Annotated in this window: 26 protein-coding genes; 10 read left to right on the top strand and 16 right to left on the bottom strand. The window is 68.5% G+C overall.

From position 1 onward, the window contains the following. Window positions 1-7: 7 nt before the first annotated feature. From ESP70_RS15865 to ESP70_RS15850, 4 genes are read right to left on the bottom strand one after another with little or no spacing between them, the layout of a single operon-like run. Window positions 8-466, bottom strand: coding sequence for a VOC family protein (locus ESP70_RS15865; RefSeq protein WP_149690285.1), 459 nt, complete (start codon window positions 464-466; stop codon window positions 8-10). After that, window positions 463-957 (bottom strand): SRPBCC family protein, encoded by a 495-nt coding sequence (locus ESP70_RS15860; protein ID WP_149690284.1) that lies wholly within the window; start codon window positions 955-957, stop codon window positions 463-465. Before ESP70_RS15860 ends, ESP70_RS15865 begins: the two co-directional genes overlap by 4 nt. Next, window positions 950-1321, bottom strand: a complete 372-nt coding sequence (locus ESP70_RS15855) for an ArsR/SmtB family transcription factor (protein WP_149690283.1) — start codon at window positions 1319-1321, stop codon at window positions 950-952. The genes ESP70_RS15860 and ESP70_RS15855 overlap by 8 nt, the downstream gene beginning before the upstream one ends. Window positions 1322-1361: 40 nt before the next feature. Further along, complete coding sequence (locus ESP70_RS15850) at window positions 1362-2213, bottom strand: helix-turn-helix transcriptional regulator (protein ID WP_149690282.1); 852 nt, start codon at window positions 2211-2213, stop codon at window positions 1362-1364. Between the two features lie 100 nt (window positions 2214-2313). Here ESP70_RS15850 and ESP70_RS15845 point away from each other — a divergent pair, with 100 nt between their 5' ends. Then, window positions 2314-2922 (top strand): NADPH-dependent FMN reductase, encoded by a 609-nt coding sequence (locus tag ESP70_RS15845; RefSeq protein WP_149690281.1) that lies wholly within the window; start codon window positions 2314-2316, stop codon window positions 2920-2922. On the opposite strand, the gene ESP70_RS15840 is transcribed toward ESP70_RS15845, so the two are convergent. From ESP70_RS15840 to ESP70_RS15830, 3 genes are all read right to left on the bottom strand, one after another. Next, window positions 2909-3766, bottom strand: a complete 858-nt coding sequence (locus ESP70_RS15840) for an SDR family oxidoreductase (protein WP_149690280.1) — start codon at window positions 3764-3766, stop codon at window positions 2909-2911. The two genes, ESP70_RS15845 and ESP70_RS15840, sit on opposite strands and share 14 nt — an antisense overlap. Window positions 3767-3775: 9 nt before the next feature. Beyond that, window positions 3776-4873: an FAD-dependent oxidoreductase gene (locus ESP70_RS15835; RefSeq protein WP_149690279.1), complete on the bottom strand. Its 1098-nt coding sequence runs from the start codon at window positions 4871-4873 to the stop codon at window positions 3776-3778. A 61-nt stretch (window positions 4874-4934) separates the two neighbouring features. Next, complete coding sequence (locus ESP70_RS15830; protein WP_149690278.1) at window positions 4935-6206, bottom strand: carboxypeptidase-like regulatory domain-containing protein; 1272 nt, start codon at window positions 6204-6206, stop codon at window positions 4935-4937. A gap of 141 nt (window positions 6207-6347) precedes the next feature. Between ESP70_RS15830 and ESP70_RS15825 the strand changes: the two genes are divergently transcribed. Further along, window positions 6348-7208, top strand: coding sequence for an alpha/beta fold hydrolase (locus ESP70_RS15825; RefSeq protein ID WP_149690277.1), 861 nt, complete (start codon window positions 6348-6350; stop codon window positions 7206-7208). Beyond that, entirely contained in the window at window positions 7205-7957 is a 753-nt protein-coding gene (locus tag ESP70_RS15820; RefSeq protein WP_149690276.1) for an enoyl-CoA hydratase-related protein, read from the top strand. The genes ESP70_RS15825 and ESP70_RS15820 overlap by 4 nt, the downstream gene beginning before the upstream one ends. A gap of 13 nt (window positions 7958-7970) precedes the next feature. Here ESP70_RS15820 and ESP70_RS15815 read toward each other — a convergent pair whose 3' ends face one another. Beyond that, window positions 7971-9389, bottom strand: a complete 1419-nt coding sequence (locus ESP70_RS15815; protein WP_149690275.1) for a hypothetical protein — start codon at window positions 9387-9389, stop codon at window positions 7971-7973. 81 nt (window positions 9390-9470) lie between these two features. Beyond that, window positions 9471-11306, bottom strand: a complete 1836-nt coding sequence (locus tag ESP70_RS15810) for an Ig-like domain repeat protein (protein ID WP_188110666.1) — start codon at window positions 11304-11306, stop codon at window positions 9471-9473. Between the two features lie 283 nt (window positions 11307-11589). Between ESP70_RS15810 and ESP70_RS15805 the strand changes: the two genes are divergently transcribed. Genes ESP70_RS15805 through ESP70_RS15795 form a run of 3 tightly spaced genes read left to right on the top strand, consistent with a single transcriptional unit; the run spans window position 11590 to window position 13817 of the window. Next, window positions 11590-12231: a histidine phosphatase family protein gene (locus ESP70_RS15805; protein ID WP_149690273.1), complete on the top strand. Its 642-nt coding sequence runs from the start codon at window positions 11590-11592 to the stop codon at window positions 12229-12231. A gap of 25 nt (window positions 12232-12256) precedes the next feature. Then, window positions 12257-13057 (top strand): SDR family NAD(P)-dependent oxidoreductase, encoded by an 801-nt coding sequence (locus ESP70_RS15800; protein ID WP_149690272.1) that lies wholly within the window; start codon window positions 12257-12259, stop codon window positions 13055-13057. A gap of 1 nt (window position 13058) precedes the next feature. Then, the gene (locus ESP70_RS15795; RefSeq protein ID WP_149690271.1) at window positions 13059-13817 is read left to right on the top strand and encodes an SDR family oxidoreductase; all 759 of its coding nucleotides are present in this window, start codon (window positions 13059-13061) and stop codon (window positions 13815-13817) included. On the opposite strand, the gene ESP70_RS15790 is transcribed toward ESP70_RS15795, so the two are convergent. Continuing rightward, window positions 13764-13964 carry a hypothetical protein gene (locus tag ESP70_RS15790; protein ID WP_149690270.1) on the bottom strand — a complete coding sequence of 67 codons (201 nt, stop codon included), beginning with the start codon at window positions 13962-13964 and terminating at the stop codon, window positions 13764-13766. The two genes, ESP70_RS15795 and ESP70_RS15790, sit on opposite strands and share 54 nt — an antisense overlap. Window positions 13965-14283: 319 nt before the next feature. Between ESP70_RS15790 and rpmG (ESP70_RS15785) the strand changes: the two genes are divergently transcribed. Beyond that, entirely contained in the window at window positions 14284-14451 is a 168-nt protein-coding gene (rpmG, locus tag ESP70_RS15785; RefSeq protein WP_056215423.1) for a 50S ribosomal protein L33, read from the top strand. Here the strand turns inward: rpmG (ESP70_RS15785) and ESP70_RS15780 are convergent. From ESP70_RS15780 to ESP70_RS15760, 5 genes are read right to left on the bottom strand one after another with little or no spacing between them, the layout of a single operon-like run. Next, window positions 14448-15086 (bottom strand): SAM-dependent methyltransferase, encoded by a 639-nt coding sequence (locus tag ESP70_RS15780; RefSeq protein ID WP_149690269.1) that lies wholly within the window; start codon window positions 15084-15086, stop codon window positions 14448-14450. The two genes, rpmG (ESP70_RS15785) and ESP70_RS15780, sit on opposite strands and share 4 nt — an antisense overlap. A gap of 57 nt (window positions 15087-15143) precedes the next feature. Next, window positions 15144-15266 (bottom strand): type B 50S ribosomal protein L36, encoded by a 123-nt coding sequence (gene ykgO / locus ESP70_RS15775; protein WP_149690268.1) that lies wholly within the window; start codon window positions 15264-15266, stop codon window positions 15144-15146. Continuing rightward, window positions 15263-15439 carry a 50S ribosomal protein L32 gene (rpmF, locus tag ESP70_RS15770; protein ID WP_149690267.1) on the bottom strand — a complete coding sequence of 59 codons (177 nt, stop codon included), beginning with the start codon at window positions 15437-15439 and terminating at the stop codon, window positions 15263-15265. The genes ykgO and rpmF overlap by 4 nt, the downstream gene beginning before the upstream one ends. A 15-nt stretch (window positions 15440-15454) precedes the next feature. Beyond that, window positions 15455-16528 (bottom strand): GTP-binding protein, encoded by a 1074-nt coding sequence (locus tag ESP70_RS15765; RefSeq protein WP_149690266.1) that lies wholly within the window; start codon window positions 16526-16528, stop codon window positions 15455-15457. Then, entirely contained in the window at window positions 16525-16770 is a 246-nt protein-coding gene (locus tag ESP70_RS15760) for a type B 50S ribosomal protein L31 (protein WP_149690265.1), read from the bottom strand. The genes ESP70_RS15765 and ESP70_RS15760 overlap by 4 nt, the downstream gene beginning before the upstream one ends. A gap of 62 nt (window positions 16771-16832) precedes the next feature. Here ESP70_RS15760 and rpmB point away from each other — a divergent pair, with 62 nt between their 5' ends. Genes rpmB through rpsN form a run of 3 tightly spaced genes read left to right on the top strand, consistent with a single transcriptional unit; the run spans window position 16833 to window position 17541 of the window. Then, on the top strand, window positions 16833-17069 hold the full coding sequence (rpmB, locus tag ESP70_RS15755) for a 50S ribosomal protein L28 (protein WP_149690264.1): 237 nt from the start codon (window positions 16833-16835) through the stop codon (window positions 17067-17069). Further along, window positions 17069-17236, top strand: coding sequence for a 50S ribosomal protein L33 (rpmG, locus tag ESP70_RS15750; RefSeq protein ID WP_149690263.1), 168 nt, complete (start codon window positions 17069-17071; stop codon window positions 17234-17236). The genes rpmB and rpmG (ESP70_RS15750) overlap by 1 nt, the downstream gene beginning before the upstream one ends. Beyond that, entirely contained in the window at window positions 17236-17541 is a 306-nt protein-coding gene (rpsN, locus tag ESP70_RS15745; RefSeq protein WP_149690262.1) for a 30S ribosomal protein S14, read from the top strand. Before rpmG (ESP70_RS15750) ends, rpsN begins: the two co-directional genes overlap by 1 nt. On the opposite strand, the gene ESP70_RS15740 is transcribed toward rpsN, so the two are convergent. Continuing rightward, the gene (locus ESP70_RS15740) at window positions 17542-18126 is read right to left on the bottom strand and encodes a helix-turn-helix domain-containing protein (RefSeq protein ID WP_149690261.1); all 585 of its coding nucleotides are present in this window, start codon (window positions 18124-18126) and stop codon (window positions 17542-17544) included. It lies immediately after the preceding gene.

Raw genomic sequence — 18126 nt, 5'->3', positions numbered from 1 at the left:
GTACGACTCACCTGCCGTCGAACGCATCCTGAAGGGCCTGGAGGTCGAGCCGCTTCATCTGCATCATGGCGGCCTGGGCGCGGCCGGCCTTCTCGCGGTCGGGATCGCTCAGGAGCCGCATCAGCAGCGTCGGGACGATCTGCCACGAGAGGCCGAACGCGTCGACGAGCCAGCCGCACGGCCCCTGCTCGCCGCCACCGTCGATCAGTGCGTCGGAGATCTTGTCGACCTCGTCCTGCGTCTCGACGCTGACCGACAGCGAGAACGCATCCGTGAGCTTGTGGTCGGGCCCGCCGTTCATGAGCGTCAGCGTCGTGCCCTGCAGGCGGATCGTGGCGATGAAGAGCTTGCCGTCGTGCAGACGGTTCTCCTCGACGAGCTCGGCGTCGTCGAACACCCTGAGGTAGCGCTCGATGGCCTGCTCCGCGTTGTCGTCGAACCAGAGGAACGGGGTGATCGTGGTCATGACGCGTCCTCAGCGGGTGTGTTGCGGAAGTGCGCCGGCGTCGCGAGGAGGGCGTCGAGCTTGTAGAACGACTGGCTCCAGCCGAGCTCGCTCATCTCGCGCATCTGCTCGGGGAACGGGCCCTGGCGGAGCTCGAGACGGGTGCCGTCACCCTCGGGGATGAACTCGATCGACAGCGACATCTGGGTGCCGTCCTCGATGCCGGGGATCGACTCGGCGGTCTCGTAGCCGACGATGAGCTGGTTCTCGACGACCTCGGTGAACGTCGCGTTGATCGGCGCGCGCCACTCGGGGTTGTCCTTGCCGACCATCGTGAGCTTCCAGTGGCCGCCTGGCCGGACGTCGACGTCGACGGTGTCGATGGGGACGACGAACATCAGCGGGCCGAACCACTGGGCGAGCTGCTCGGGATCGGTGAACGCCCGATAGACGAGCTCGGGGGCGGCGTCGAAGTAGCGCGAGATGTTGACCTCGTACGTGGTCTCAGTCATCGTTCGGTTCCTCTTCCTTGTCGGTGTCTGTGGTGCCCTGGAGTGCTTTCATGGCGGCGAGATGCGCGTCGAGCCGGTCGAAGCGGTCATCCCACACGTGGCTGAGATGCTCCATCCACGTCGTCGCCTCCTTGAGTGGCGCAGCCTCGAGGCTGTTCGTCCGCCACTGCGCCCGCTTGTCCCGGCTGATCAGGCCGGCGGTCTCGAGCACCTTGAGGTGTCGCGAGATCGCCGGAAGGCTGATCGGGAACGGGTCGGCGAGCTCGCTGACGGTGGCATCGCCCTGACCCAGCCGCGTGAGGATGTCACGCCGCGTCGGGTCGGCGAGTGCCGAGAACACCTTGCTGAGCTGATCGGTGGCCATGCATTTAACGTATTGGTTAATTAACCGATCTGTCAAGTAGCTAGCCGGCGTCGACGGCCTTCAGCCCGCCGGGCCGTCGGCCGACGAGCCGGTCGAGGGCCGCGGCACTGTCAGCGTCAGCAGGGAGGTGCACCAACAGTCGCTGGCCGTCGTCGGCGAGCTGCATCGCCTCGAAGGCGAGCCACACGTCTCCGACGTCGGGGTGCCGCAGACCGGTGGTGCCGGTGCGCCGGCTGCCGACGGGCTTGCGCTCCCACCGCGACGCGAACTCCGGGTACTCGGTGACGAGGTAGTCGGCCAGGTCGCTCGCTTCGCCGGGCCCACGCCTCGCCTCGTGCAGCGATGCCACGAGATCCTCCGCGACGGCATCCCAGTCGGCGTACGCCTCTCGCGCTCGCGGGTCGCCGAAGACATAGAGGAGGACGTTGGGCTGGGAGTCGTCGAGCAAGCCGAGCGGGCGGACGACCCGTTCGTAGGCGTCGTTCCACGCCAGCACGTCACTGAGGTGATTGAGCACCACGGCCGGTGACGGGTCGAGGCTGTCGAGCATCGCCCGGACGGTCGGTCGTACTGTGCGAGGGACCGATCGGGAGCGCTGGCACACCAGCTCCGTGCCATTGCTGATCACCGCCAGCTGCTGCAGGTGGTCGATGTCGGCCGGGCTCAGCTGGAGCACCCGGGCGAGCGCCCCGAGCACCTGCGGAGACGGTCGCGAGTCGCGGCCCTGCTCGATGCGGATCAGGTAGTCGACACTGATGCCGGCCAACGTGGCCACCTCAGCCCTGCGCAATCCGGGTGTACGACGCCGGTCGCCGGTGGGCAGTCCGACATCGGCCGGACGCAACGCCTCGCGTCGCGTCCGGAGGAACGATCCGAGCTCACCTTCGATCACTCGTCCAGTCTGTCAAAGATCGAGGAGTCGAGAGTAGCCCTGTCAGGGCTTGCCTCAGCTCGGTCTCCCTGTCGTCGTCGGGCGGCCACACGCTGAGTTCATGACTACTCACACAGAACCCCTGAAGATCGCCGTCATCGTCGGCAGCACACGGCCGGGCCGCAACAGCGAGGCCGTCGCCCGCTGGGCGTACGACCAGGCAACCACCCGCAGCGACGCGACCGTCGATGTCGTCGACCTCGCAGATCACCCGCTGCCGTACCTCGACGAGGCAGTGCCGCCCATCATGGGGATGTACGCACACGAGCACACCAAGGCGTGGTCGGCGTTGATCGACTCGTACGACGCGTTCGTCTTCGTCACGCCGGAGTACAACCACTCGATCCCCGCCGTCCTCAAGAACGCGATCGACTTCTTGTACGCGGAGTGGAACGACAAGGCCGCGGGTCTCGTCACCTACAGCGCACAGGGTGGTGGCGTACGAGCCGCGGAGCACCTGCGCTCGGTGCTGGCAGAGCTCAAGGTGGCGACCGTACGCTCGCAGGTCGTGCTGACGCTGGGTGATGACTTCCGCGACTACACGAAGTTCGCGCCGAGGCAGCACCAGGAGCAGGCGCTCGCCAGCCTGCTCGACGATCTCGTGGCGTGGGGTGGCGCCCTCCGCCAGCTGCGCGCGCCGGCGGAGGAGCTGCCGGTCAGTGCAGCGTGAGCTCGGGGTTGTGCGGGCCCTTGGGCTCGACCCAGAAGTCGAGCGCGAGCTCGTCCTCGGTGCCGCCGTTGAGGTAGATCGAGAAGTCGGTGACCCCGGCATCCTCGAGCACGTCGTCGTCGATCAGGAACTGGCCGGTGTATTCGCGGCTCGGCTTCGTGATGATCTCGTACGCCGCATCCGCCATGATCGCCGGCGTGCGGGAGTGACTGACGAGCCCGGCGCCGACGACGTTGCGGACCGCCGCGGTGTCGATCGCGGTGCGGGGCCACAGCGAGTTGGCGGCGATGCCGAACGGACGCAGCTCCTCGCTGAGGCCGAGCGTCACGAGGCTCATGCCGTACTTGGCGATCGTGTAGGCCGTGTGCTTCGTGAACCACTTGGGGTCGAGGCTGATGGGCGGCGACAGCGTCAGGATGTGCGCGTTGTCGGACTGCTTGAGCCACTCGATCGAGGACTTGGCGAGCAGGAAGGAGCCGCGCGTGTTGATGTCGTTCATCAGGTCGTACTTCTTCATCGAGACCTCGGCCGTGTCGGTCAGGTCGATCGCGCTCGCGTTGTTGACCACGATGTCGATGCCGCCGAACGCCTCTGCGGTCTTCGCGACGGCGTCGATGACGAACTCGTCGTCGCGGATGTCACCGACGAGCGGCAGCGCCTTGCCGCCGGCCTCCTCGATCGCGGCTGCAGCGGTGTAGATCGTGCCGGGCAGCTTGGGGTGCGGCTCGGTCGTCTTGGCGAGCAGGGCGACGTTGGCGCCGTCCCGGGCCGCCCGGAGAGCGATGGCCTCGCCGATCCCTCGGGATCCGCCGGACATGATGATGGTCTTTCCTGCAAGTGACATGGTCACACCTTAGATAGTCGTGCGGTGGGCTGAGACGGTGAAGCGGTGTTGGGGCTCGGCGGTGCCGGCTACGAGATCGGCGACCATGCGGCCGACGAGCGGGACGAACTTGAAGCCGTGCCCCGAGAACCCGGCGGCGACGGTGAGTCGCCCGGTGCGGTCGATGATGAAGTCGTCCTCGGCGAGCCCGCCATGGAGGCACGTGCCCGAGTCGAGGGTCGCCGCGTCGACACCCGGCACCCACTGTCCGACGTACGTCCGCAGGTCGGCGACCTCGTCGGCGACAACGGCGAAGTCGCGGTCGTCGGGATCGACGATCTTGCCGCCGCCGTGGAAGCCGACCTTGATGCCGTCGGGCGACGGCAGTCCGTACGCCTCGGGCATCGGGTCGCCGCGCTCGTCGGCGCGGCGATGAATGAACGTCGGCCACGGTGTCGCGGGGTCGACGGGCATGAAGTGCGCCGGCTGCACCTGGGTAGCGGTGTCGGAGGGCAGGTCGGCGAGGCGGTGGCTCCAGATGCCGGCGGTCAGCACGACCTGGTCGGCGCTGAACGTACGCTCGCCGACCGTCACGCGTACGCCGTCGGTGGTCTCGTCGATCGCGTCGACGCGGGTGTGTGGGTGCCACGCGGCGCCGTGGGCGATGGCATCGCGCTGCAGCATCGTCAGGGTGTGGTCGGGGTGGGCGACCCCGGCGTCGGGCTGGAACAGCACGGTCTGGTCGAAGCGCAGTCCCGGCCAGCGCAGCGACGCCTCCCCAGCCGTGAGCCACTCGAACGCCACGCCGGCCTCGTCGAGCGCGGCCGCGAACGGCTCGAGCAGCTCGCGCGGGCCGTGGTCGACCCCACCGGTCCGGCGGAACACCTCGACGTCGCTCTGCTCCTGCAGCTCGTCCCACAGCGGCCGCGCCGCCACGGCCAGACGTACGTAGAACGGGTCGTCGTAGACCAGGCGCACGATGCGGGACGAGCCGTGGGAGCTGCCGTGCGCGTGCAGCATGCCGTGCTGCTCGAGCACCGTGACCGGGTGCCCGCGGCGGGCCAGCTCGCACGCGACGCTCGAGCCCATCGCACCACCGCCGACCACGATGACGCTGGGCTGGTGCATCGTCCGATCCTGCCGCCCACCTCACTTACCGTCAATACTGACGGTAAGTGAGGTGTGTCGCTCAGTACGTCTTGATCACGCGCGACGGGTCCGAGCACGACCGACCCGAGGCCCATGCCGTGCGGGATGCCGTGACGCACACCTTGATCCGGTGCCCGACGTCGGCTCGCGTGGGGTTGTACCAGTAGGCCGCGGTCTGCTTGCGGACGATCGTGCCGTCCCGCAGCCAGTCGTAGCGGTAGCTCGACGCGCTGGGTGTCCAGGTGCCCTTCGACGCCGTGAGCTCGTACGTCTCGAAGTGGATCTTGGGTCGTGACGTCGCCTTGAGCGTCCCGTAGTGGAACGTCATGGTCTTGGTCGTCGTGGCCTCGGCCTTCACCGTGATCGGGTTCGCCGTGGCGAACGTGCGCTTCCAGGTGAACCACTCGCGATAGCCGGCGACATTGAGCGGCGACGCCCGCACCTTGTAGGTGCCGGGGAAGAGGCCGTGGATGGTCTGTCGGCTCGTGTAGTTGGACTCGGCGTTGTAGAGCAGTCGCCCGTCGGTGTCGTAGAAGTCGATCCATCCGCCGACCGATGAGCCCGTAGGCTTCAGGAGCTGGATCGTGATGCTCCCGGGGACCGTCAGCTGAGCGTCCTGACCGGTGATGCGCTGGCCGGCCGTGACCGTGAAGAGCGTGCCGCCTGAAGCGGTCCCGGAGGCGGGATACCACTGCTCCGCCCACGCGTACGTGCCACTGTTGTCGCTGATCTTCAAGCGGTAGCGACCGGGCGGGATCTTGGAGACCTCGAAGTAACCGCTCGTGCCGACGTTCGAGAAGACATTGGCGTATCCGCGCGTCACGCCGGTGGAGTCGACACGGTAGGCCTCCACGGCCATGACGTCGTGGCCAGGTCCCCCACCGCCCGGCGCCTTCAGATATCCCGAGATCTTGGCGCCACGGACCAGGGAGAAGTTGAACGTCCGGCTGGTGGTGGCGCCGAACGAGTACGCCTTGCGCGCGTTGTAGTCCTGCGGCAGCCAGTCGCCGTAGAGGTAGCGCTGCTCAGCGGTGAAGGAGTAGAGGCTCGCGGTGACGTCGATCCTGTAGGTCCCGTCCGCCGCAGTCTCCGTGCAGCGCTCTCCGCCGTAGTCGCCGCTGGTGTTGCGGTGCGTCGCGCACACGGTGATGCCGGCAATCGGACCGGACCCGTCGGCTGCCGTGACGGTGCCATGGGCGTACGGCGACGTGGCTGCCTGTGCGGGACCTGCGGCCAGCGCTCCGAGCGTGATCGCGATGACGATGAGAAGGACGCTGATCGGCGCTCCGCGGCGCATACCCCGAGTGTTCACCGGGACATCTTGCCCCATTCGAGGCATTGTGGTGGGCGAATCCGAGACATCCTGCCGCAATGCCGCACCGACCTGAACGCGGTTCGGCTGAGTGCCTCGCCTAGAGTCGGCGTGTACTGACGGCACGTGAGGAGGGCCGCGATGAGCCCAGAGATTCCTGCGTGGTTCACCGATGCCCTCGGGCAGACGCACGACTCGGCCGAGATCGACGCCGATGGCGCTCGCATCGCGTATCGCGCCTGGGGCAAGAGCGGCGATCCGGTGGCAATCCTGGTGCACGGTGGCGCGGCGCACGCCGGCTGGTGGGACCACGTCGCGCCGCACCTCGCGGCGGGACACCGCGTCATCGCGGTCGACCTGAGCGGTCACGGCGACAGCGGCCGGCGCGAGCGCTACTCGTTGGACGCGTGGGCCGATGAGCTCATGGCCGTCGCCCGTGCCGAGTCCGACGAGCCGCCGGTCCTGCTGGGGCACAGCATGGGCGGATTCGTCGTGCTGACCGCAGCGCAGCGCCATGGCCATGCGATCCGTGGCGCCGCGGCGATCGACTCGCCAGTGCGCGAGATGTCGCCCGAGGCGCGGGAGTGGGTCGCCAAGGAGCACGTGCCGGGCAACAAGATCTATCCCGACAGCGAGTCCATCCTGGCTCGGTTCCGTACGCTTCCGGCCGACACCGCGACGCTGCCCTACATCCATCAGCACATCGCCGAGGGTTCGATCCGCGAGGTCGAGGGCGGCTGGACATGGAAGTTCGACCCGCAGATCTTCCTGCGGGCGCGGATGGAGCCCGAGGACCTGGCCGAGGCCACCTGCGACATCGCGCTGATCCGCGGCGAGCGCGGCATGGCGACGACCGACATCACCGACGTCGTCGCCGAGCGCCTGGGTCGCAACGTGCCGGTCACCGTGATCCGCGACGCCGGCCACCACATCATGCTCGACCAGCCCATCGCGCTCATCGCGGTGCTGCAGACCCTGCTCGGCCAATGGAGGAACCCATGAGTGACTCGGTCTTGTTCGACACCACTGACGGGGTCCTGACGATCACGTGGAACGAGCCCGAACGGCTCAACGCCCTCACGGCCGACATGCTCGATGACGCCGCAGCTGCGATCGAGGAGGCGACGGACGTACGCCTCATCGTCATCACGGGCAGCGGGCGCGCCTTCAGCTCCGGGGCCGCGCTCGGCCCGGACTTCGACGGCGCCGCGACGCTCGACGGTGCGAACCGGCTGGTCCGGGCCATCACCCGCACGCCCGTCCCGGTGGTCAGCGCCATCAACGGCATCGCCGCAGGGGTCGGTGTCTCGATCGCGATCGCCGCCGACATCACGTTGGCCAAGAGCTCGAGCTACTTCCTGCTCGCGTTCGTCAACATCGGCCTCATGCCCGACGGCGGAGCGACCGAGCTCGTCGCGGCGTCGATCGGCCGGGCGCGCGCCAACCGCATGGCGATGCTCGGCGAGCGGCTCTCCGCCGACGACGCGGCGGAGATCGGGTTGATCCACACGTCGCTCGACGACGAGGCGTACGACGCGGAGCTCGCGATGCTCGTCGACAAGCTCGGCACCGGGCCGACCGTGGCCCTCGGCGCCATGAAGGCCGCAATCACCGCGACGACGTTGAGCCACCTCGACGAGGCACTCGACCGCGAGCGAGAAGGTCAGATCGCCCTGTTCTCGACCGCGGACTTCGCCGAGGGCGGCCAGGCGTTCGTCGACAAGCGCAAGGCCACCTTCACCGGTCACTGACCAGCGAAGGGGGTCAGCCTCGCAGGGCGCCGATGCCGAGCACCGCAGCGAGGCCGAGCGCGCTGCGCGGGTGGTAGGCCGTGGTCCACAGCCCACCGTGCGCCGCGTTGACCGCCTCGTCCTGCCACGGCTCGGGCTGCGACGCGGCGCCTGACTTCAGGTCGTACGCCATGAGGGCCGCCATCAGCGTGTTGCTCGTGGCCGGCTCGAAGACCTCGACGCCGAACCGGTGCGCTCCGGCATATGCCGCGGCGAGCGCCTTGTTCTTGACGACCGATCGCGTGCGCGTCGCGGGTGCGACGTTGAGCGAGACCGTCGTGCCCTGCGTACGTGCTGCGGTCGCGCGCCAGCGCTGGAGTCGCTTGGCGAGGGCGTAGTTGGGACCCTGCTGCGGCACGAGCGCGTCGCACACGCCGGGGTCGGCGCCGGGCGGGTAGTTGCGCTGCAGCAGCCGGCCGCCGCTGATCATCCGCAACGGCGCGCGGAGCATCGTGGACGACTCGGCGTAGGCCCGGTTGGCGTACGCGACCTCGGCCGCCGGCACCGCGAACGTGTCGGTCGGCGTCGCGAGGAACGCGAGTGCGGTGTCGGGCCGCTGCTGGACCAGGTGGGCCGCGAGGGCATCGGCGGCCATCGACACGCGTACGTGAGAGGCGCCGTCGGCGTAGCAGTAGTTGCCGAGCACGAGCCGGCCCTTGAACCCGTCGAGCCAATGGGCGACGGCTGAGAGCTCGGTGACGAGGTCGGCACCGGAGTCGTCGTCGCCGTTCGTGACGATGCGGGCCGGCACGTGCACACGGCTGGCTGACTGCTCGGCGTGCGTGCGTACGCGCTCCTGCACGTCGGGCCGCGGCAGGTCGATCGCCACGACCTCCGCACCCCAGCGCAGCAGTGCGCGGTAGGGCGCCATCTCCGCGCCGGCGCCCAGCACGACGATCGTGTCGCCCTCGAGCCGCAGCCACTCAGGATGCTCCTGCACGGTCTGGACCGCCTCGGAGCACGACTGCGTGATGACGCCGCGCTCCACCCACGCGTCCAGCTGCGCCAGCAGCGTCTTGCCGCGGAGCCGTTCGCCGCGATAGGGGATCGAGAGCTCGGTCTCCGGGTCGGCCCCGCCGGTGACCGTGCGGGTGTGGAACACCTGCGACAACGCCGTGCCAGTGATCGCGTCGTCGAGCGCGACGTCGCCGAACCGCATCAGCTCGTGGGCGCTGCGCAGCCCCTCGATGGCGATCGACTGCGCGGCGGTCGCCTCACCGATGCCGGCCTCGAGGGCGCGGCGGAAGTGGTTGAGGTAGTTGCGGCGCCAGTTGGTCTCGTTCTCGACCGCGCGGGCCCCGACGGGGTCGGCCTTGCGCAAGGCATCGGACAGGATCGTCCGGGCGGCTGCTGACGTGCTCTCAGTCGGAAACGACACTCCCTCAAGTCCCATCCGCTCAGACTAGGAGCGAATTTCGGTTACTGACGAGTCATGTGACGGGAAATGTGAGCGACCGGACCAACCTGCGCCGGGTCAGGAGACCTTCACGGTCCTCGGCGTGCTGTAGTGGGGATAGAACGTCGATGAGCCGCCGTACTTCACGGTGACCTTGAACGTTCCCCTCTTGGTGAAGCGCGGCATGGTGACCGTGATCCGGCCCTGCCTGGCCGCGCCGACCGTCGCCGTCCGCACCGTCCGGCCGTTGACTCGGACGTACACGGTCCCGGCGGGCTTGATCGCCGAACCCGGCAGGGTCATGGTCACACTGACCTTGACCTGCGTCTTCCTGACCTTGGCGTATGCGGTGCTCAGCCTGATCGTGACGGTCGGCGTGGCCTTCTTGACGATCACGGTCTTGGCCGCGGAGACACCGGGCTTGGTGGCGATGTCACCTGCATAGCTCGCCGTGAGCTGGCGCGTGCCGGGACTCAGGGTGGCCAGTGAGATCGCAGCGCTACCGCCCGACAGCGTGGTCGACGCGATGGTCCGGGCGCCGTCCTTGATCGTGACAGTCCCGGTCGGTGCCGGCCGTCCGGCAGGGGCCGCGACCGTGACCGTCGCGGTGTTGGTCTTGCCATAGGTCAGGCCCGATCCCACGGCGAGGCCGACGGTGGAGTCGGCAGGCTCCTCCGCGGAGAACGTGAAGTCGTCGACCGTCAGCTGGCCGTTGCCGATCAGGTTCAGCCCGAAGCTGATCCCGGTCGAGCCGGCCGGGACCGGCGGAGTCGTCCACGTCGCCGGAGCGTACGTCGGCGAGGCCGCGAAGAACGGGCTGGACGTCCAGTAGGACCAGCCGCCTGCCGTGTTCCGCAGGTACACGTCGTACTGGGTTCGAGCGGTCGCCGTGTACCAACCTTCCAACACGTACGTCCTGCCCGGCGTCACCGCCGGTGCGCACGTGCCGAGGTCCCGCGCCGTGATGAGCTTGGCGTCGCCGTCCGCGAAGTCGGTGACCGTCATCCGTCCGGCGATCTGGCCCGTGCGTCCGGGTGTGACGGTGTCGACGACCGCGGTGTTGGTGCCGTAGCCACCTGCCTGCCAGCACTGGGGCATGTTCGTGCCGGCCGGGACGGTCTCGAGACCTGGATTGTTGAGGCCACTCTCGTCCTGGGTCGGCACGGGATCGTCGACCGCCACGACGGGTTGTACGGCGCCGCCGATGACATCGCCGACCGTCTTGACGACGGTGTTGTTCGACGCCGCTCGGGGCCCGAGCCAGTCGAGGAACTGCGTGAAGACCTCCTCGCCGATCGACAGCTCACCGCAGCTCGTTCCGCAGAAGTTGTGGAACGTGAGCTGCACCCAGCCGCCTCCGGACGACTCGACGTTCGTCACGGCGTCCTGAAAGTCCTCGAGGGTCCAGGCGCCCTCGACGTCGTGCGACCGGGTCGCATACGGCTGGATGGGCGGCACGGGCTCAGCGAAGCTGCAGCCCTCGCATCCGAAGCGCGACCGGAGGCTTCCGACGTTGCGCCCGCTGTTGTAGCCGCAGTCCCGCACCAGGTCACCGACCGCAGGGGTGGCCTCCGCGAACGGGTACGCGAAGCTCCGCACGCTGAAGCCCCACGCGGTCAGGTTGGCTCTGTCGAGGCAGATCTGTCTCTTGGCCTCGTCGAGGGGCAGAGCCGGGAGGTTCACGTGATTGACCGTGTGGCCGCCGATCTCGTGGCCGTCCTCCGCCAGCTGCGTGAGCTGAGCTCTGGTGGCGTAGCCGGCCTTGCCGACCGAGCCTGAGTTGACATAGAACGTCCCGGCCATGCCGCGATCGTCCATGAGCCCGGCGGCCGCCAGCTGGCTGGCGCTGCCGTCATCGAACGTCAGGCTCACGATGGTCAGCGGGTCGTTTGCGGCGTGTCCGGGGGACGTCACGAACGCGCCTGAAACACCGCCGAGGATCATCGCGAGGCACAGCACGACGCGCGATCGACCGCCTCTCGGACGTTGGTGGTGTTCGGTGGGCGTTGCTGTCTGCGTGTTCATGTCGCACTCCTGATGGACATCTGGTCGTGAGGCGGATTGCTGAGTCCACACTCGGGTCCTGCATCCGGGGGTGTTCGACGAATGACCGTGGAATGCGGAGAGTCGCACCGATGCTGCGGGATCCCACAACGGCTCGCACGACCCGCCACGAGGGAGTCGATAGGCTCCGGGCATGGGATCCGTCCACCTCATCCGCCACGGCCAGGCGTCGTTCGGGTCCGACGACTACGACCAGCTCTCGCCGATCGGCATGCAGCAGTCGACCGCCCTCGGTACGTCGTGGGAGGCGTCCGGCTGGGCACCCGCGGCCGCCGTCGCAGGGTCGATGAAACGTCATGCCCAGACCGCGATCGCGGCGATCGACGCGTGCGGGCAGGGCGACGGCTACGACATCGACGACGGGTGGAACGAGTACGACCACCTCGCGATCGCCCGCGCGCACGACCCGGCGTCGCTGACGCTCGACGCGAAAGCGTTCCAACAGCACCTCAACGCCGCACTCGACGGCTGGATCGCCGGCGAGGGCGATCACGCCGAGACCTATCAGGACTTCGTCGGTCGGGTCATGACGTCGTTCGGCAAGGCCGCAGCTGATGCCGGGCCCGGACGATCGATTGCGGTCTTCACCTCGGGCGGGCCGATCGCGATGGTCGCCTCGCACCTGCTGACGGGCGACGACTCGGCGTTCCAGCGGATCAACGACGTCATGATCAATGCCGCCGTCACGACGGTCATCGTCGGTTCGACCGGCCCACGGTTGCTGGCCCTCAACGAGAGCACCCACCTCCCGCGAGACCTGATCACCTATCGCTGATTTGGGATACCGCTAGTATCTGAACATGTCGATCGCACCTGAGTCCCGCATCCTCGTCACCGGAGCGGCGTCCGGTCTCGGGCTCGCGCTCGTACGCCAGCTGGCCGACCGTGGCTGCCGCGTGCTCGCCACCGACGTGCACACCGAGCTCCCCGACCCGTTGCGCGGCCTCGATCGCGTCGCCTACCTCAGCCTCGACGTCACGCAGGACGTCGACTGGGCCAAGGCGCGCGACTGGGTCGTCGAGGAGTGGGACGGCCTCGACTATCTGTTCAACAATGCCGGCGTCGCCGCGGGTGGGCGCATCGAGCTGTCCGAGATGGATCAGTGGCAGTGGATCGTCGACATCAACCTGCTCGGCGTCGCGCGCGGCTGCCGTACGTTCGCGCCGATGCTCAAGGCGCAGGGCAGCGGCCACATCGTCAACACCGCGTCGGCAGCCGGACTGGTGCACCCGCCGCGGATGAGCGAGTACAACGCGGTGAAGGCCGGCGTCGTGGCGCTGAGCGAGACGTTGTTCCACGAGCTCAAGCCGTACGGCGTCAAGGTGTCGGTCATCTGCCCGACGTTCTTCAAGACCAACCTCACCGAGTCGTTGCGCGGCAAGGACGAGTCGGCCAACAAGTCGGCGGCCAAGCTGATCGACAACGCCAAGCTCAGCGCCGACGTCATCGCGGCACGGGTCATCAACGGCGTCGAGAAGGGCCGGCACATCATCCTCACCGATCGCGACGGCAAGATCGCGTACGCCGCCAAGCGGTTCGCCCGACCGCTGTACTACTCGATGATGGCCAAGGCCTCCGTCCAGATGTCGAAGAAGGACTGACATGCGCAAGAACGTTCTCATCACCGGCGCGAGCTCCGGGCTTGGCGCCGGCATGGCCCGCATCCTCGCCGCCAAGGGCCACCACCTCGCCCTCACCGCCCGGCGGCTCGACCGACTCGAGGCGCTGCGGGACGAGCTGCTGGCGGCGCACCCCGGCATCGAGGTCGTGGTGCACGAGCTCGACGTCAACGACCACGACCGGGTCTTCGCGGTGTTCAAGCAGGCGATCAAGGACCTCGGCGGGCTCGACCGGGTCATCGTCAATGCTGGCCTGGGCAAGGGCGGACGCATCGGCACGGGCAAGTTCCACGCCAACAAGCAGACCGCCGAGACCAACTTCATCGCGGCGATCGCGCAGTGCGAGGCGGCGATGGAGCACTTCTACGAGCGCAAGTCGGGGCACCTCGTCGTCATCTCGTCGATGTCGGCGATGCGCGGCATGCCGTCATCCATGACGACGTACGCGGCGACCAAGGCCGGCATCGCCGCGATCGCGGAGGGCATCCGCTCGGACCTGATCGGCCGCAAGGGGCTCGACATCAAGGTGACGACGCTCTACCCCGGCTACATCGCGTCAGAGATGAACGAGGGCGTTCAGCAGGAGGCCAAGATGATGGTCGACACCGAGACCGGCTGCCGGGCCCTCGTGAAGAACATCGAGAAGGAAGTCGTCGACGCTGCGGTGCCGGCCTGGCCCTGGGCTCCGCTAGGGCAGGTCATGAAGCACGCGCCGCTCAGCATCGTGCGGCGGATGGTCTGACGCGTCGGAGTTCTTCGGGCTCCACTGCTTCTGCTTGGGCCGGCCCGAGAACACGATCCTGCTGACGACGAACGCGACCGCCGCGGTATGCGTCGCCAGGAGCACCGCCGCGAGGGCGACGAGCCCGATCAGGATCCACTCGGTCATGGGCGCCATTTTACGTGGGCCGTGCACGGATGACGCCGGGTTCAGACATACGTCACACTGTCGGGACGCGAGACAGGTTGTGCACGCGTGTGCAGGATCCAGACGCCGATCGGAGACCGTTCCCATGAGCACGACACCGCCGCCGGGCTCGCTGCGCCTGGCTGTGAGCCTCATGTGGGCGGGCGCTGCCCTGACTCTTCTCTGGCCGGGGTGCTTCTCCTGTTGTCGATCGCGCCCCCAGTACGGCTGACGACTCCACGGAATGCCGCAGGCCTGAACGTTGTTGACAATGGTTGTCAATCAACGAGAGGTGGCCACCATGGCTCGTCATGCCGATCTCAGGCCCATCATCAAGCTGCGGTCGACCGCCGGCACGGGATACACGTACGTGACCCGCAAGAGCCGCCGGAACGACCCCGACCGCATGGGGCTGCGCAAGTACGACCCCATCGCCCAGCGCCATGTGGAGTTCCGCGAGGAGCGTTAACCCACGCGCACGGCACGCAGCACGGCATCGACCGCGACGGCAGCATGTCCGTCGCGGTCGATCCATTCCCGCTCGGGCCGCAGGGCATCGATCGTCGCCCACTCAGCCGGGTCCAACGTCGAGGCGACCTCGTCACCGGTGAAGCGGATGTCCTCGAACGCCGTGCCTTCGGGAGCATGACCGAGGTCGTCGGGGTGGTGCCCGACGATCAGCAGCGTGCCGCCCGGAGCGACGGATGCTGCCAGCTCCTGGTGGAGCCGGGTGAACGCCGGCCGCGGCAGGTGCATGAACTGCGCTGACACCAGGTCGTACGTCGGGCCGGCCGACCACTCGAACGCATCGGCCTGCTGGCCGGTCAGGTCGAGGCCCAACTGCGCAGCGCGGGCCGAGACGCCCTCGAGCGCCACCGGCGAGATGTCGATCGCGGTGACCCGCCAGCCCTGCTGCGCCAGCCAGATCGCGTCGGCACCCTCGCCGCTGCCGAAGTCGAGGGCGGTTCCCGGCCGCAGCTGCGAGGCGTACGTGACGAGGTGAGGGTTGGGGTTGCCGCTCCAGACCTGCTCGCCGGAGTAGCGCTCGTCCCAGAACTCGCGGGTGAAGTGATCCTCTGGCCGTTCGGTGTGCTGATGTGTCATGACACCAAGCGTGCGTGACAGCGCTGGACGGCGCAAACATTCTTGCCAGTCCAGCAACTAGCCCTGACGACCCTTGAACCGCGGGTTCTGCTTGTTGATCACGAACGTACGACCGCGGCGGCGTACGACCTGGGCGCCGGGCTGCTGCTTGAGCGACCGGAGAGAGTTGCGGACCTTCATGCGTGCTCCTTGGGAACGTATAGCCCGCGCTGGACGGCGCGGACGAGGCGACGGGGGACTCGGTGCTCGACGCCGTCGACGACGACCGGGACGAGTTGGACCGGGTGGGCCTTCCAGCTCGACCGGCGGTGACGGGTGTTGCTACGGGAGAGCTTGCGTTTGGGTACGGCCATGGAGTTCCTTTCGGGTCAGGCGGCGAGACGGGCGGGGCCCAGCCAGGGCTCGAAGCCGTCGTGGTCGGACTCCCAGATGACGCCCCGCGTGGCGAGCTCGTCATCTGTGAGCAGGCACTGCTCGAACAGGGCCTGCAGCGAGTCCCGGCCATCGTCGATGCCCGTGACGAGGATGCGGGTGTGCGGCTCGAGCGTGTCGTGCTCGCACGGGCCGACGCTGAGCTGACCGCCCGCGCCGTCCCACTGCGACATCGTGCCGGGCCTCGTCGGCAGCCAGAAGCAGCCGCGCGACCGACGGGCCCCGCCGCCGAGACCCTCGATGTTGGCCATCAAGCGGTCGGGATGGAACGGCCGGTCGGACCTCAGCTCGACGGTCCACACCTCGCCGATCTCGACCAGGCCGACGGGTTCGGCGTGCGCCGGGTCGACCCAGGCCTCGGCCTCCTCGTGCTGCCGGCGCCCGTCGATCAGCGCCGCGACGTCGATCGCGAGGTGATCGGTGACGACCGCAGCGCCGGGCCGGGCCATCGCCGCCGCCAGGGCGCGGTCGGTCTCGTCGATGTCGCCGACGACCACGACGGTGTCGGCGTACTCGATCATCGCGGCGTGCACCTCGGCGACGCCCCGGCTGTCCTCCGCGGACGTGTGCAGGTGGCGCTCGCGCAGCAGGTCGTCGCCCAACAGGTCGTTGCGTGCGGTCGGGCCGTTGACGACGGCCAGGACCGCAGCAACGTGCAGAACCGAGCCGATCGCGTGATCGCTGGAGAGGATGCGGCACACTTGGGTGGCCTCGGCCGCGACCGGGAGGTGCGCGATGATCGATCCCCAGCGCCCGTCGCGGGCCAGGCGCTCGAGCGTCGGCATGACGTCCTCGCGTAGCGCGCAGCCGACGCACGCGTGGTCGAGATCCACGTGCGTACGCTCGACGACTCCCGCGACGTCGCTGACGATGCGGGTCAGGACCTGCCGCTCGACGTCGATCGTGTGGCGCACGGTCACGGCATGCGGGGCATCCCACTGCAGCCCGATCATCGTGCTGGCCATGGCATCGGCGTCGATGCCCGTGATGAGCACGAGCGGTGTCGTCATGCCGTCGCCCCGTAGCGCCGGTTGAACTTCTCGACGCGTCCCTCGGTGTCGAGCACGCGGCCCTTGCCGGTCCAGTACGGGTGGCTCGCCGTGGAGATCTCGACATCGATGACGGGATAGGTTACGCCGTCGATCTCGACGGTCTCTGCGCTCGTGAGCGTCGACGACGAGACGAACAGGAGATCGCCCGACCTGTCACGGAACGCGACAGGCGCGTAGGGCGGGTGGATGCCGTGCTTCATGGTGCCGAATCCTTCAGGTAGGCTTAATGGGAATGATTGTCAGTCTACATAAGGAGTTGGAAATGTCGCGCGTGTGTCAGGTCACTGGGGCCGAGGTGGGGTTCGGCCGCAATGTCTCGTTCTCCCACCGGAGGACCAATCGGCGGTTCGACGCCAACATCCAGCGCAAGCGCTACTGGGTCCCCAGCCTCGGCCGGCATGTCACGCTGCGGGTCAGCGCGCGCGGCATCAAGACGATCGACGTGCGTGGCATCGAGGCCGTCATCGCCTCGATCCTCGCCCGCGGCGGGCGGGTCTGATGCGCAAGGGGAGCGAGCTGCGCCCGATCGTCAAGCTGCGGTCGACGGCAGGCACCGGCTACACGTACGTGACCCGCAAGAACCGGCGCAACGACCCGGAGCGCATGACGATCCGGAAGTTCGACCCCGTCGTCCGGCGGCACGTCGAGTTCCGCGAGGAGCGCTGATGGCCAAGGAGAGCAAGGTCGTCGCCGACGAACGGCGCCGGCGTCTGGTCGAGCGTCATGCCGAGCGGCGATCCACCCTGCGCGCCGCGAGCCGGGACACGGGTCTGAGCCTTGAGGCGCGGATGGCTGCGAGTCGCGCGCTCTCGCGGCTGCCGCGCGACTCGTCGCCCGTACGCGTGCGCAACCGCGACCAGGTCGACGGCCGGCCGCGAGGCTACCTCCGCAAGGTCGGACTGTCGCGCATCCGGTTCCGGGCCGCTGCGCATCGCGGCGAGCTGCCGGGGATCACCAAGTCGAGCTGGTAGTCACTCCTTCGAGCGGGGCTTCGCGCGTACGTGCATGCGTTCGCCCTGGGTGCCGAACAGGGTGAGCAGCTCGACCGGGCGCTTGCCGGGGTTGCTCAGCCCGTGCGGCAGCCGGGTGTCGAACTCAGCGGCCTCGCCGGGACCGAGCACGAGGTCGTGCTCGCCGATCCTCAGACGCAGGCGCCCCGAAAGGACGTAGAGCCACTCGTAGCCCTCATGGGTCTTGAGGTCGTCGTCCGGCTCGGTGGTGGGCGGGATGACGACCTTGTAGGCCTGCAAGCCACCGGCCTGCCGGGTCAGCGGCACGAAGGTGCGGCCGTGCCGGTGGATCGGGTCGGCCTGGATGCGCGGGTCATCCGTCGGCTGCGCCTCCACGAGCTCGTCGAGCGTCACGCCGTGGGCCTTGGCCAGCGGCAGCAGGAGCTCGAGGGTCGGCTTGCGCTGGCCCGACTCGAGCCGCGACAGGGTGCTGACGGAGATGCCGGTCGTGGCGGACAGCTGCGCGAGTGTCGCCTCCCCGAGCTGGCGCAGGGCGCGCAGGCGTGGGCCGACCGAGGTGAGGGCGGTGGCGAGGTCGTCAGTCAT

The organism is Aeromicrobium ginsengisoli, from assembly GCF_004134905.2.
GTDB classification, from domain to species: Bacteria; Actinomycetota; Actinomycetes; order Propionibacteriales; family Nocardioidaceae; genus Aeromicrobium; species Aeromicrobium ginsengisoli.
This window is presented reverse-complemented; position numbering and strand designations above follow the sequence as displayed.

Excerpts from the sequence above, each read along its gene's own strand:
- rpmF (WP_149690267.1), bottom strand. The coding sequence starts at position 15,439 with ATGGCCGTACCCAAACGCAAGCTCTCCCGTAGCAACACCCGTCACCGC.
- ESP70_RS15800 (WP_149690272.1), top strand. The coding sequence starts at position 12,257 with ATGTCGATCGCACCTGAGTCCCGCATCCTCGTCACCGGAGCGGCGTCC.
- ESP70_RS15780 (WP_149690269.1), bottom strand. The coding sequence starts at position 15,086 with ATGACACATCAGCACACCGAACGGCCAGAGGATCACTTCACCCGCGAG.
- ESP70_RS15790 (WP_149690270.1), bottom strand. The coding sequence starts at position 13,964 with ATGACCGAGTGGATCCTGATCGGGCTCGTCGCCCTCGCGGCGGTGCTC.
- ESP70_RS15815 (WP_149690275.1), bottom strand. The coding sequence starts at position 9,389 with ATGGGACTTGAGGGAGTGTCGTTTCCGACTGAGAGCACGTCAGCAGCC.
- rpmB (WP_149690264.1), top strand. The coding sequence starts at position 16,833 with ATGTCGCGCGTGTGTCAGGTCACTGGGGCCGAGGTGGGGTTCGGCCGC.
- ESP70_RS15825 (WP_149690277.1), top strand. The coding sequence starts at position 6,348 with ATGAGCCCAGAGATTCCTGCGTGGTTCACCGATGCCCTCGGGCAGACG.
- ESP70_RS15760 (WP_149690265.1), bottom strand. The coding sequence starts at position 16,770 with ATGAAGCACGGCATCCACCCGCCCTACGCGCCTGTCGCGTTCCGTGAC.
- ESP70_RS15865 (WP_149690285.1), bottom strand. The coding sequence starts at position 466 with ATGACCACGATCACCCCGTTCCTCTGGTTCGACGACAACGCGGAGCAG.
- ESP70_RS15855 (WP_149690283.1), bottom strand. The coding sequence starts at position 1,321 with ATGGCCACCGATCAGCTCAGCAAGGTGTTCTCGGCACTCGCCGACCCG.
- ESP70_RS15860 (WP_149690284.1), bottom strand. The coding sequence starts at position 957 with ATGACTGAGACCACGTACGAGGTCAACATCTCGCGCTACTTCGACGCC.
- ESP70_RS15820 (WP_149690276.1), top strand. The coding sequence starts at position 7,205 with ATGAGTGACTCGGTCTTGTTCGACACCACTGACGGGGTCCTGACGATC.
- ESP70_RS15845 (WP_149690281.1), top strand. The coding sequence starts at position 2,314 with ATGACTACTCACACAGAACCCCTGAAGATCGCCGTCATCGTCGGCAGC.
- ykgO (WP_149690268.1), bottom strand. The coding sequence starts at position 15,266 with ATGAAGGTCCGCAACTCTCTCCGGTCGCTCAAGCAGCAGCCCGGCGCC.
- ESP70_RS15765 (WP_149690266.1), bottom strand. The coding sequence starts at position 16,528 with ATGACGACACCGCTCGTGCTCATCACGGGCATCGACGCCGATGCCATG.
- ESP70_RS15840 (WP_149690280.1), bottom strand. The coding sequence starts at position 3,766 with ATGTCACTTGCAGGAAAGACCATCATCATGTCCGGCGGATCCCGAGGG.
- rpsN (WP_149690262.1), top strand. The coding sequence starts at position 17,236 with ATGGCCAAGGAGAGCAAGGTCGTCGCCGACGAACGGCGCCGGCGTCTG.
- ESP70_RS15835 (WP_149690279.1), bottom strand. The coding sequence starts at position 4,873 with ATGCACCAGCCCAGCGTCATCGTGGTCGGCGGTGGTGCGATGGGCTCG.
- rpmG (WP_056215423.1), top strand. The coding sequence starts at position 14,284 with ATGGCTCGTCATGCCGATCTCAGGCCCATCATCAAGCTGCGGTCGACC.
- ESP70_RS15740 (WP_149690261.1), bottom strand. The coding sequence starts at position 18,126 with ATGACTGACGACCTCGCCACCGCCCTCACCTCGGTCGGCCCACGCCTG.
- ESP70_RS15805 (WP_149690273.1), top strand. The coding sequence starts at position 11,590 with ATGGGATCCGTCCACCTCATCCGCCACGGCCAGGCGTCGTTCGGGTCC.
- ESP70_RS15795 (WP_149690271.1), top strand. The coding sequence starts at position 13,059 with ATGCGCAAGAACGTTCTCATCACCGGCGCGAGCTCCGGGCTTGGCGCC.
- rpmG (WP_149690263.1), top strand. The coding sequence starts at position 17,069 with ATGCGCAAGGGGAGCGAGCTGCGCCCGATCGTCAAGCTGCGGTCGACG.